Genomic DNA, 12,677 nt, shown 5'->3' with positions numbered 1-12,677 from the left:
TCATTCCACTGGCGCCCGAGAAAAGGATAATGCCCATTATCATAAGGGCCGCGCCTCCCAGGATGGATATCGCCGAGAGGAAAGGCGGGAACGTGAGTATCTCGCGCAAACCGAGATACAGGCATAATATCAGGAAGAATTCCACCGCGATATGGCCTGCCATTGTCTTGAGGCCGGCTTTACTTCCCGTACGCAGGGCCCCGGAAACAGTGAAGAACGTAAGAGGACCCGGGATTATGGCCCCGGAGATGCCGATGGAGAACCCGGCCAGGAAAAGGAACAATATGACGAACGGTCCTGTTTCACTCATTTATGCAAGTTTACATTACGTCGGGCGATATACAAAACCGGTTGGTGGAAGTAAAAGCAAGAAAAACAGCTTGTAGTATCGTGAAGCGTGGGCTTATAATTAATTCAAGGTCTGTGGAACAGCCGAAACGTATGAAACGCATAACGGTTCTTGTTACATGTTCTCTCCTTGTCGGGGGCATCTTTCTTTGTTCCGAGTTCGTATTAGCGGAGCACAAGAAGGTCCCGGAAGTCCTTATAATCAATTCATACCATAAAGGGTTCAGGTGGACGGACGAGCAGGTCTCCGGAGCGGAGAAGGTCCTTCGCGACGCGGTCCCGGAGGTCGACATCCGGGTGGAATATCTGGACACGAAACGATTTTTCAACGAACAATATCTGGAAGAGCTCACGCATTTCCTCGGGATCAAATATGGAGGACAGGAGGATGGTCCGGATGTCGTGATCGTGACCGACGATAACGCCTTCAGGTTCGTCATGAGCCAGCAGAGCGGGATGTTCCACGGTATACCGATCGTGTTCTCCGGTGTGGATGATTTCGATCCCGCGCTTGTCAGTGAGAAAGAGAACGTTACGGGTATAATTGAGACGCTTGATATCGAGGGTACCATAGACCTGGCTCTTTCTCTGAACAAGGATATCAGCAAGGTTTTCGTGGCCGTGGACGACTCTCCTACCGGGGCAGGACAATTAAAGGATGTTGTAAGGATAGAGAAAGAATACCAACAACTGGAGTTCCAGTACCTTTCGGGCAAGGAACTCAGCAGTCGGGAGCTTGTCGAAGAAGCGAGCACATTACCGGACAACAGCATGTTGCTTGTCCTTTCCTGGTATAGGGGGAAGAATGGCAATTATATATCTCCCCAGGACATCGCCTCAAGGTTGTCTAAGGCCTCAACTGTGCCTGTATACTCCCTTGTCGATAATTACCTGGGTTATGGTGTCGTGGGAGGGAAGCTTTTGAGCGGAAGACGACAGGGAACGCTGGCTGCTGGAATGGCCCTACGTATATTGAACGGCGAAAAAGCGGGTAACATACCCATACTTCAGCATGACGAAAGCCCTTATATGTATGACGCCATGCAGCTTGAAAAATGGGGATTCAGTCCTCCAATGCCGCCCGGCACCATAATCGTCAACGCGGAGAAGACACAGAGGGAAAGATACCGGAAGATGTTCATAATGGCGTGGATGATCGCCGGCGGTCTCATGGTCGTTCTGGGCGTGATGTCCATATACCTGCTGGGCCAGAGAACATATAAAAGAAAACTGAGTGAAAGTGAGTCAAGGTTCCGGGCGTTCACCGAAGGGACTGTTAATATTACGGTCGTTATCGACCGGGAAGGTAAGTATTTATACCTCAGTCCGAGCTCGCTGGCGGAATACGGGTATGCCCCCGTGGATGTGAGGGAAAAGATGTCCGTGGGGGATCTCACCCATCCTGATGACGTGGAAAGTTATAAAAAGGGGATAGAGACCATCCTGACGGGAAAAAGGAAGACCGTGAAGATCGGCCCGATCAGGATAAAGCCGAAAAACAGCTGTAAATGGCAATATCTTGAAGGGATCCTGTCCGACATGCTGGATGTGCCGGGTGTTAACGGGATAGTGGGTCATTTTGTGGATTGTACCGACAGGGTAAAGGCGGAAAAGGCGCTTGAGGAGCATAACCGGGAGATGAAGGAGATACTCGCCAGTATTACCGACGGGTTCATGGTAATAGACAACGATATGGTCCTCAGGTACATGAATAAAGCCGCGTATGAACTTCTGGAGCTTGACAGGCGAGTGGAGGTGAACAAGCCGTTCCTTGATATCTTTCCCGAGGCAAAGGGGTCCATATTTGAGGAGAAATTCAGGTGGGCTATCAAGAACAAGAAGCCCGTGGCTTTCGAGACTTACTTTGATATCGAGCCGTACCACAACTGGTATGAGGTTAAAGTGGCCTCTACCGCCGCAGGTATAACGGTATATTTTCGCGTGATAACGAAGAGGAAACAAGATGAGGAGTGCATCCTGACGGCGCTGAAGGAAAAAGAGGTGCTTCTCCGGGAGATACACCATAGGGTGAAGAACAACCTCCAGGTGGTCGCCAGCCTCCTCAGCCTGCAGAGAGTGAAGATAAAAGACGACGGGGCCAAGCATATGATGGACGAAAGTATAAACCGGGTGAAGGCCATGGGGCTTATACATGAGAAGATATACGGGACCCAGAGCGTGTCCAAACTTGACCTCCTGGAGTACATAGAGAGCATGTCCAAGAGCGTTATATCCACGTTGTCGGGAAAGGCCACGCATGTTGAACTTTCCGTGTCCGGGGACCGGGTGTTCCTGGATGTCGATCACGCCATACCGTGCGCGCTCACGCTTAACGAGCTTATATCCAACGCGATAAAGCACGGGTTCAAGGAAAGGGAGAACGGCAGGATAGAAATAAACACCAAACTGGAAGGCGAGACGCTGCATATGATCGTGCGGGACGATGGCGCGGGTATATCGCCGGAAGTGGACCTTACCGCCCCGAAAACGTTGGGGCTCCAACTCATATATAATCTCGCGCGCCAGATAGGCGGTGAGGTCAGGGTTGAAAGCTCATCAAACGGGACGACTTTCCACCTGACATGTAAGGGGGCGAAGCTTTCGTGAAGAAGGGGATATCGACAGGTATCGTATTGCTGCTAGCTATGGCGGTGTTCCTCCCCGGGCGTATCCTCGCGGAAGAGGCCTCTGTGATAGAAGAGGATGGAGGGTTCTCTACCGACGAACGGATGTCGAGCGCGCGCGCCCTGGCGATAGCGCAGGATTTCGTGTCCGGGAAGACCGGCCTCCTCGAGAATTACGGGGTGAAACGCATGTTGCCGGATACGGCGATAGATGTGGGCGACTACTGGCATGTGGTGTATCTGGTGAAAGAATGGATGCCGGTATCCGGGGAAAGGATAGAACGTGTGGCGGTAGTCGTTGACAAAGATACAGGTGAGGCCGGGTTCTACGGCTCCCGGGAGAAGGTAGAAGAAGCGGGCCCCGGCCAGGACGCCATACTGTAATTCCTTGACAAAAAAAACCATCCTCTTATAATAAATTACTGTCACTATTATAGTAACAACCAGTAAAAGCCTGTTCTAAGAAGGCATTACCCGTCAGCGCGTTACGCGTGCCGCCGGTGCTTATTTGAATATCTTCCGTCCAACACTAACATAAGGAGGTATCCAGGTGACTGTTTCAACCAAAGACATCCGTAACGTCGTATTGCTTTCCCATTCCGGAGCCGGTAAAACAACTCTTTTGGAAAACCTGCTTTTCAAGGGAGGGTCCATCTCCCGGAAGGGTAGCGTGGATGACGGGACATCGGTATCCGATTATAATGACGACGAAAAAGAGCGAAAGAATTCCATAAACCTCAGCGTGGCTTTTTACGAAAAGGACGAGGTCAAGGTCAACGTGTTGGACGCGCCCGGATACCTCGATTATTCCGGTGAGGTGTTCGCGGCCGTGAACGCGGCTGACGCGGCGATATTGATGATCGATTCCGTGAGCGGCATGCAGGTGGGCACTACGAAGTTCTGGAAATACGCGCAGGAGAGGAACCTCCCGGCGCTTATCGTGATAAGCCGCATGGATAAGGACAACGCTGATTTTGACAAAGTGTTCGAGAGCATAAAGAACACGCTGGGCAAGAACTGCGTGGCATATTGTTATCCAGATGGGCAGGGGCCTTCATTCAAGGGAGTCGCCAATCTTTTGACAAAAAAGGGTATAGATGCCCTCGCGCCCGGGGACAAAGCAAAGGCCGAAACGCTTTCCGGCGAAATGACCGAAGGTGTCGCGGAATCTGACGACGCCCTTTTAGAGAAATACCTGGAAGAAGGCGCCCTGTCGGATGAGGACCTGAAGCGCGCGTTCCGGCAAGGTGTTGTCTCCGGCAAGATCATGCCGGTCATCCCTGTCTCCAGCGAGAAAGAGATCGGGGTGGAAGGGGTCATGGATATCATAAAGGATTATTTTCCATCGCCACTGGACGCGGCTGCCGCCGAGATAGAAGGAGGAGAGGAAGGCGCTTTGAACGTTGTAGAGCCTAAGGAAGACGCGCCGTTCTCCGCGCAGGTGTTCAAGACCATATCGGACCCTTACGCCGGCCGTATATCCATATTTCGTATACGTTCCGGCAAGATAGCGACCGGGCAGAGCGCGACCAACACCGTAAGGGAGGGCCAGGAAAAGCTCGGGCAGATATTTTTCCTGAAAGGGAAGGACCAGGTGCCGGCGGATGGAGCGGTAGCGGGGGATATATGCGCGGTGGCGAAACTCAAGGATACTCATACGGGTGACACATTGTCGGACGAAAAGCACGTGGTCAGGTTCAAGGCCATTAAGTTCCCGGAAGCGGCCATAAGTTTCTCAATAAAGCCGAAAAGCCGGTCCGATGAGGACAAGATATCCAACGTGCTCACAAAGCTTTCGGAAGAGGACCCGACGTTCCATATGGCGCTGGACGAGGCGACACATGAACTCGTGGTCTCGGGGATGGGGGAACTGCATCTCAAGACGGTACTCGCGCGTATGAAGAACAAATACGGTGTGGATGTCGAGATAGGTACCCCGAAAGTGGCTTATAAAGAGACCATTACGGGTAAGGGAGACGCCAAGTACAGGCATAAGAAACAATCCGGCGGGGCCGGGCAGTTCGCTGAAGTATGGATGAAGATAGAGCCGATGCCGCGTGGTGGAGGGTTCGAGTTCGTTGACGAAGTGGTAGGCGGGGCCATACCGAAACAGTTCGTGGGAAGTTGTGAAAAGGGAGTTATTAACGCCATGGCCAAAGGTATAATAGCGGGCCACCCGGTGGTTGACGTACGCGTGATGGTGTACGACGGAAAAACACATCCTGTGGATTCCAAGGATATAGCGTTCCAGATCGCCGCGGCGCACGCGTTCAAGGAATGTTTCGAACAGGCGAAGCCGGTGCTCCTCGAACCGGTCATGAACGTTGAGCTCACTGTTCCGGAAGAGAACATGGGCGATATTACGGGGTCCTTAAGCTCGCGCAGGGGAAGGGTGCAGGGTATGGACTCCGAAGGCGGGATGCAGGTCGTCAAGGCCCAGCTGCCGCTGGAGGAAATGTATAAATACGCGAACGAGCTTAAATCCCTCACGGGCGGAAGGGCTACATACACCATGGCGTTCTCCCACTATGACCCGGTACCGCCGAACATCGCGCAGAAGATCATCGCGGAAGCTAAGAAAGAGTGGGAAGAACAGCATCAGCATTGATGAAAATAAAGCACCGGGTCCGGGAGTGTCCGGGCTTAGCGCTTGATATACAAGGAAGGTAAAAGGAGGAAGATATATGTCCGGGCATTCAAAATGGGCAAGTATTAAACACAAAAAAGGGGCTCTTGACGCTAAGAGGGGAAAGCTTTTCACAAAGCTCATAAGGGAGATAACGGTCGCTGCCAGGGAAGGCGGCGGAGATCCCGACGGAAATCCCCGGCTCAGGCTTGCCATCCAAAAAGCTAAAGAGGCGAATATGCCGTCGGACAACATCGACCGCGGTGTTAAGAAAGGTACCGGGGAGCTTGAGGGGACCACATATGAGACGGTCTCTTTCGAGGGATACGCGCCCGGAGGCGTGGCGATAATTGTCGAGGGTCTCACGGACAACAAGAACCGGACGACCAGCGAGGTGAGGAGCGCGTTCACCAAACGCGGCGGTAATATGGCAGGCGCCGGGTCCGTGGCCTTCCAGTTCGAGAAAAAAGGCGTTTTTATGGTGAAAACGACCGATGCCAACGAAGAGGACCTTCTTTCAATAGCCCTCGACGCGGGGGCGGAGGACCTCAAGTCTGACGATGATTATTTCGAGATAATATGCGAGGCGCAGGATTTTGATAAGGTAAGGACGGGACTGACCCAGAAAAAGGTCAAGATCGAGTCCGAGGAGCTCAGCATGATACCGAAGAACGAGATAAAGGTCGGGGACAAGGAAACCGCGAAAAAGATACTGGCGCTTGTGGAGGACCTTGAGGATAATGATGACGTACAGAACGTGTACGCGAACTTCGATATCCCGGACGATATCATCAAACAGGTCGAGGACGAGAAAAAATAAGGCGTGCGGACCGCGCGCGGAACGGATTTGTGAGAATATTAGGGATCGATCCAGGACTTTTGAGGACAGGGTACGGCCTTGTTGAAGCCGAAAGCACGGATGATATGAGGCTTCTGGAGGCCGGGGTCGTCAGGACGTCGACGGGCGAGAGCATCTCTTCAAGGGTGAAGGATATCTTCAGCAATCTCGAGGAGATCATCACTGAATACAGGCCCGAGGTACTTGTGCTGGAGAAACTCTATTCGCATTATAAGCACCCTGTAACGTCCATACTTATGGGGCATGCCAGAGGGGTAGTATGCCTGGCGTGCGGCATACACGGTGTCGAGCTTGTCAGTTATCCGTCGACGCGTATAAAAAAGGCAGTTACAGGTAACGGCAGGGCCGGGAAACACCAGGTGCAGAACATGGTGCGCACCCTTCTCGGGCTTAACGCGCCGCCCGAACCTTTCGATGTGAGCGACGCGCTCGCGATGGCCATCAGTTACGTGTATATAGAACTCGACAAAAAACGCGCCGGGAGGCGAAAGGCATGATATCCAGTATAAAGGGCAGGATCACGCGGAAGAAGGAGAATGCCGTAGAGGTGCATTGCGGCCACATCACGTACGAGGTAGCGGTACCCCTGGCGGTAATGAACTCGATGGAGGGAAGGAGCGTTTTCGGCAGCGAGACGGAACTGGTGATATATCATTATTACCAGATAGACCAGTCCCGCGGGACGCCTGTGCTTATAGGTTTCGAGAACGAGATAGAGAGGGAGTTCTTCGAGAAGTTCATATCGGTCTCCGGTGTCGGGCCCAAAGCGGCGTGCAGGGCGCTCGCGCAGCCTTTTTCGCTTATAGCCGGAGCTATAGATTCGGGCAACGTATCTTTCCTGAAAGGGCTTCCGGGTATAGGGGAACAGAAGGCAAGGCTTATCGTGGCGAAACTACAGGGCAAGGTCGGGAAGTTCGGGCTTATACGCGATGAGGAGATGGATATATCTTCCGACCACGAGGATATAAAGGAAGAGGCCGTGGCGGTACTTATCCAGCTCCAGTACAGGAAGACGGAAGCTGAAGACATGGTGAGGAAGGCCCTGGAGAGGCAGCCGGGGATAACGACCAGCGAAGAGCTCCTGAACGAGGTCTACAGGGAACGCAAGAAATGATCCGTGTGAAAGGACCGGGCCGGGACTTGCCGCGGGAAAAGGAGAAAGATGTCCGAGAATAAACGCGAAAGATTCGTGGACAAAAGCGAGGACCTCGTAAAACAGGTGGAGACGGAGGACGACCTAATAACGAATATATCCCTGCGTCCCGGAATGCTCTCCGATTTTGTGGGGCAGGGTCAGGTAATAGATTCCCTTTCCATAGCGCTCGAGGCTTCAAGGCGCAGGGGTGAACCCATGGAGCATATACTCCTGTCGGGCCCCCCGGGTCTGGGGAAAACGTCGCTCGCCCACATAATCGCGAATGAAAAAAACGCCAAAATAACGGCTACCAGCGGCCCCGCGATAGAACGCGCGGGAGATCTCATCGGTATAATGACCAACCTGGCCGAAGGCGATATACTCTTTATCGACGAGATACACCGGCTGTCAAAAGTGGTCGAAGAGTTCATATACCCGGCCATGGAGAATTTCCAGATAGATTTCCTGGTCGATAAAGGGCCATACGCTAAGACCATAAAGTTCAACCTGAAGAAATTCACGCTTATTGGCGCGACCACCCGTTCGGGGCTTCTCAGCGCGCCGCTTAGGGACCGGTTCGGGATGTCGTATAACCTGGAACTTTACCCCGCGGAACAGCTCTGTGACATAATCAAACGATCGGCTAAACTCCTCGGGATCTCCATAGACGACGACGGCGCCAGGGTAATAGCATCCCGTTCCAGGGGAACGCCGAGAATAGCCAACCGGCTGCTCAGGAGGGTAAGGGACTGGGTCGAGGTCAAGTCCGACGGGACCATAAATTCCGGGTCGGCCGTGAAGGCCCTGGAGATGCACGGGATAGATGAAAAGGGCCTGAACCGGCTGGATCGGAGACTTCTCGAGATCATCCATACTTCATACAAGGGCGGGCCGGTAGGCATAGAGGCCATAGCTTCGTCGCTCAACGAGGAATCCGATACCATAGAGGACGTGGTCGAGCCATATCTTTTAAAGATAGGTTTTCTCAGGAGGACCCCTCGCGGCCGGGAACTTACCGATGAGGCGGCCCGTTATATGGGGAAAGGGTTAGCGCGGCAGGGTGAACTTTTCTGAAAACCGGACCCTGAAGGAGCGGGGATATGCAGCATATAGGCAGGACACTCCTGGTAGCGGGGCTTGTACTCATGATGACGGGTCTGGTGTTCATGGCCATGGGCAAGATGTCATGGCCCGGGCGGCTACCGGGAGATATAGTGGTAAAGAACGGGGACTTCACTTTTTATCTGCCGGTCGCCACATCCGTTGTCCTGAGCCTGGTATTAACGGTCATGTTCAGTATTTTTTCTAAAAGATGAACCTGTGTTTTCGGCCCGGCGTGGGGACCCATAATAAGATGACGATAAAAAAGATCTCATACATACTCATTGGGATATTACTGGCGATATCCATCCTTAAATTCTTCTTTGTCCTTCCAGGCCGGGTCGGCGGTGAACGTGGTGTTATTGTGCGCGTACGCATAGCACACAACGCCGATAGCGCCATAATAGCATCCAACGGGCCATGCAAACTGGTCGATGTGGTCAGAGGCAAGATCCTGGACGACAAGCTGGATATACATGACGGGGTTACCGCGCGGGCGCCGAGGAGAGGGATAGCTTTGGAGGGGCACCTGTATGAGCTGGACCGTATAAGGATATATCCCTACAGGAACAAGGGGATACGCGTCGATAACGTGGTATATCGAGGTAACATCGAGATCATCAGGAACGAAGAGAGAATGGATATCATCAACAGGGTGGACATCGAGGATTACCTGAAGGGGGTTGTTCCCAGGGAAATGAACAGTTTCTGGCCCTTCGCGGCCCTTAAGGCGCAGGCCATAGCCTCCAGAAGCTTTACTGTTTATGAGACCATACGCCGTAAGAACAGGGAATTCGATGTTACCAACGATACCTTTTCACAGGTGTATGGCGGCAGGTCCGCGGAAAGGTGGCGTACCTCGGGCGCCGTGGACGCCACGCGTGGCCAGGTGTTGGCGCGTGACGGGGTGGTTTTTCCCGCGTATTTCCATTCATGTTGCGGCGGTCATACCCAGGATTCATCCCGGGTATGGGGGAAGCGCATGGCGCTCCTTGAGGGCGTAAAATGCCGCTGGTGTCGCTGGTCGCCGCACTTCCGATGGCAGGCAAAGATACCGACAGCTACCATACTTGAGGGCCTTAAGGCCAGAGGGTATGACGTGGACAGGATAGATGACATAAAGATAGGCCCCAGGGATGATTCCGGAAGAGTGGTGTCCATAAGGATAAGGTCCTGGAACAGGTGGCTTGAGATCGGCGGGGATGATCTCAGGTCCGCTGTAGGGCGCAAGTACCTTAAAAGCCTTAACATGAACATAAAGAAGTATCCGCGTTTTTACCTTTTCAGCGGATACGGGTGGGGGCACGGGGTCGGTATGTGCCAATGGGGAGCTTTAAAGCTGGCGTTCGACCGTTGGGGGGCCGAAAAGATATTGAAATTTTATTATCCGAACACCGAGATCACGCGGTTCGATAAGGTGCGGAGAATATTCGCGGGGAAGGTGTAAGACGTCTTATGCGGCTTTCGGAATTCCAGTATTCCCTGCCTAAGGGACTTATCGCCCAGAGACCGCTCTCTGAAAGGGACACGTCCAGGCTTATGGTCGTGGATCGGATAGCCGGGACCGTGGACGAAAAGACCTTTTCTGACATATTGTCTTTTCTGGACCCGGGAGACTGCCTGGTAGTGAACGACACTAAGGTCGTTCCGGTCAGGTTCTACGGCAGGAGGGAAAGCGGCGGCCAGGTCGAGATATTCCTTCTTGATACCCGGGGTGAAAAGCTCACCGCGCTCGTTAACCCGTCAAAACGCATAAGGGATGGGGAGATAATACTCGTTTCCGACAAGATCGAGGTAAGGGTGCTCGGTAAGTCCGGCCCGGCCAGGATAGTCGAGTTCGACCGCCCCCTTGAGGAGGCGCTGAAATACGGCCATATACCGTTGCCGCCTTACATAGAGAGGGAAGATGTCCCTTCCGACAGGAAAGATTACCAGACGGTATACGCGGAAAAGGAAGGGGCGTCCGCGGCGCCTACGGCGGGCCTTCATTTTACCGATGAGCTGATAAAAAGGATATCCGTTAAAGGCGTGAATATAGCCCGGATAACTTTACATACGGGGTATGGGACGTTCGCTCCGGTGAAGACCGAGCATATCGAGGATCACCAGATGCATTCCGAATATTTCGAGATAACAAAAGCGGCCGCGGATATCATCAATTCCACTAAGGATAAGGGCGGCCGGATAGTAGCGGTAGGAACGACTTCCACCAGGGCCTTGGAATCCGCGGCTGAACCGGAAGCAGGCAGGGTAAAGCCGTTCTCGGGAAGAACAAATCTCTTTATTTATCCCGGATATAAGTTTAAAATAGTTAGCAGGATGATAACCAACTTCCATCTTCCGGGTTCAACGCTCTTAATGCTTGTAAGCGCTTTCGCGGGCAGGGACCTTATATTGAGGGCTTATAAGGAGGCTGTAGAGCGTGAATTCAGGTTCTTTTCATACGGTGACGCCATGCTTATAGTATAGCCTGGCTTATCATAAAAGGGGAGGGGGATATATGAACAGGATGGTAGTGACCATAGTGGCAGTGGCGGCATTCGTTCTTTTCTTGAACGCGTATGCCGGGGCGCTTGTCTTGAAGTCCATATCCAGCGGGGAGTATGAGGACGGGATGTTCACGGAAAGGGACGATATGTACGAAGCCGAGGCGCTGGTGAACGAAGCGGACGGTAACGTGGTCATAACCGATGTGATCAATAGTACGCGCGAGGGCAGGCCTGAAGACGGTATAGAATATGATATAACCAATGTCATGGAGAGCAAAGGGCTCTCAGCCATTACCGTATCAAAGGATAAAAAGGGGCAGAAGATCATTACCGCCGTAAGGGAATCGGACCTGGGGTCCTCCGAGACGTTGATACTTGGTGAGGATTTTTACGAGTTCAGTAAGGCCGTGAACGGCAGGTTCTATCTTGAATATGGAAGCGTGTCGGGAGGCAGGAAATGATGTGGCCATTTGGAGGAGCCGGGAAGCCGGGAAAATGGGCCGCTAAGCGCGGTGACCAGCCACGGGTCCCGGACGATGAGGGTCAGGGACCCGTGTGCGATGATAAATACAGGCTTCTTTTTGAGAATGCCTCCGAAGCTTTTATGGTATTAGACCCGGCGACCCTGAAAATAGAGGAAGCGAACGCGGCTGTTTACAGAATGCTGGGGTATTCCAGGGGAGAACTTAGGGGCAAACCCATTCATGAAATTTTCCCGGAAGAGAACAGTTATATCGAATCGGTGCGCGTGGGAACGGCTGCCGGAGCCTATGTCTGCCGTATCATGAAGAAGGACGGGAGCAGGGGCATCGGTGAAGTGGTGACCGTGTATTCGGAGGACAGCGGCAGCAGGAAGATCGTGATGTCGGTGAGGGACGCGGCGGAGCGCGTATCTATCGAGACAAAAATGATACAGCTCAATAACCTGTTCGCGAGTCTTGGTCCTGACTTCAAGGCCAATATCGATATGCTGACCAAGGCATGCGGGGAGATCATGGGTGGTACCTGCGCTATATATAACCGCCTGAGGGACGGGATGTTATATTCGCTTGGAGTATGGAACGTCCCATCCGGCCATAAAGTAATGGACGATCCTCAGGGGCATATGTGTTTTGATGTCATCAAGAAAAGGGAAAAAGGCAGGCCCTACATAGTCAAGGACCTGGAGAAGTCGTCCTATTGCAAGAGCGATCCTAATGTAAAGAGGTATGGGCTTAGAACGTATATAGGATATCCCGTATTCTCAGGGGAAGAATGCGTCGGCAGTTTATGCGTGGTTTATGACAAGGACGTGGAATTCACGGACCTGGACATATATTTCCTGAGCATTATGGCCATGGCCATTAACCGTGAGGAAGATCGGACCAAAAGCGCTGACGCCCTCAAGGAAAGTGAGGAAGCGTACCGGATACTTGTCGAGAGCGCCAACCATCCTATTGCCAAGATAAACAGGGAGGGAAAGTTCCTTTTCATGAACAGCTTTGCCGCCGGAATG

13 protein-coding genes are annotated in these 12,677 nt (G+C 52.7%); 12 read left to right on the top strand and 1 reads right to left on the bottom strand.

Annotated features, from left to right (window positions below; translation table 11 throughout):
• Positions 1–310: LysE family transporter (locus PHH49_08190; GenBank protein MDD5488918.1), on the bottom strand; the 310-nt coding region annotated here is incomplete at its 3' end.
• Positions 311–441: 131 nt separating this feature from the next.
• On the opposite strand from PHH49_08190, the gene PHH49_08185 reads away from it, so the two are divergent.
• From PHH49_08185 to PHH49_08130, 12 genes are all read left to right on the top strand, one after another.
• Positions 442–2,955 (top strand): histidine kinase dimerization/phosphoacceptor domain -containing protein, encoded by a 2,514-nt coding sequence (locus PHH49_08185; protein ID MDD5488917.1) that lies wholly within the window; start codon positions 442–444, stop codon positions 2,953–2,955.
• The gene (locus PHH49_08180; GenBank protein MDD5488916.1) at positions 2,952–3,356 is read left to right on the top strand and encodes a hypothetical protein; all 405 of its coding nucleotides are present in this window, start codon (positions 2,952–2,954) and stop codon (positions 3,354–3,356) included. The genes PHH49_08185 and PHH49_08180 overlap by 4 nt, the downstream gene beginning before the upstream one ends.
• 166 nt (positions 3,357–3,522) lie before the next feature.
• Entirely contained in the window at positions 3,523–5,580 is a 2,058-nt protein-coding gene (gene fusA, locus PHH49_08175) for an elongation factor G (protein MDD5488915.1), read from the top strand.
• Between the two features lie 76 nt (positions 5,581–5,656).
• A complete protein-coding gene (locus PHH49_08170; protein ID MDD5488914.1) occupies positions 5,657–6,418 on the top strand; it encodes a YebC/PmpR family DNA-binding transcriptional regulator in 762 nt (253 codons plus the stop codon).
• Between the two features lie 29 nt (positions 6,419–6,447).
• Positions 6,448–6,954: a crossover junction endodeoxyribonuclease RuvC gene (gene ruvC / locus PHH49_08165; GenBank protein ID MDD5488913.1), complete on the top strand. Its 507-nt coding sequence runs from the start codon at positions 6,448–6,450 to the stop codon at positions 6,952–6,954.
• Entirely contained in the window at positions 6,951–7,571 is a 621-nt protein-coding gene (locus PHH49_08160) for an OB-fold domain-containing protein (protein ID MDD5488912.1), read from the top strand. The genes ruvC and PHH49_08160 overlap by 4 nt, the downstream gene beginning before the upstream one ends.
• Positions 7,572–7,619: 48 nt before the next feature.
• Positions 7,620–8,666 carry a Holliday junction branch migration DNA helicase RuvB gene (gene ruvB / locus PHH49_08155; protein ID MDD5488911.1) on the top strand — a complete coding sequence of 349 codons (1,047 nt, stop codon included), beginning with the start codon at positions 7,620–7,622 and terminating at the stop codon, positions 8,664–8,666.
• A 26-nt stretch (positions 8,667–8,692) separates the two neighbouring features.
• Positions 8,693–8,908, top strand: coding sequence for a DUF2905 domain-containing protein (locus PHH49_08150; protein ID MDD5488910.1), 216 nt, complete (start codon positions 8,693–8,695; stop codon positions 8,906–8,908).
• Between the two features lie 38 nt (positions 8,909–8,946).
• Entirely contained in the window at positions 8,947–10,140 is a 1,194-nt protein-coding gene (locus PHH49_08145) for a SpoIID/LytB domain-containing protein (protein MDD5488909.1), read from the top strand.
• Positions 10,141–10,148: 8 nt separating this feature from the next.
• The gene (gene queA / locus PHH49_08140) at positions 10,149–11,162 is read left to right on the top strand and encodes a tRNA preQ1(34) S-adenosylmethionine ribosyltransferase-isomerase QueA (GenBank protein MDD5488908.1); all 1,014 of its coding nucleotides are present in this window, start codon (positions 10,149–10,151) and stop codon (positions 11,160–11,162) included.
• A 31-nt stretch (positions 11,163–11,193) separates the two neighbouring features.
• Entirely contained in the window at positions 11,194–11,643 is a 450-nt protein-coding gene (locus tag PHH49_08135; GenBank protein MDD5488907.1) for a hypothetical protein, read from the top strand.
• Positions 11,640–12,677: PAS domain S-box protein (locus PHH49_08130; GenBank protein ID MDD5488906.1), on the top strand; the 1,038-nt coding region annotated here is incomplete at its 3' end. The genes PHH49_08135 and PHH49_08130, both read left to right, overlap by 4 nt.

It is taken from the genome of Candidatus Omnitrophota bacterium (assembly GCA_028715965.1).
Classification (GTDB): domain Bacteria; phylum Omnitrophota; class Gorgyraeia; order Tantalellales; family Tantalellaceae; genus JAQUQS01.
The sequence above is the reverse complement of the archived record's forward strand: the minus strand, read 5'-3'. Positions and strand labels throughout refer to the sequence as shown.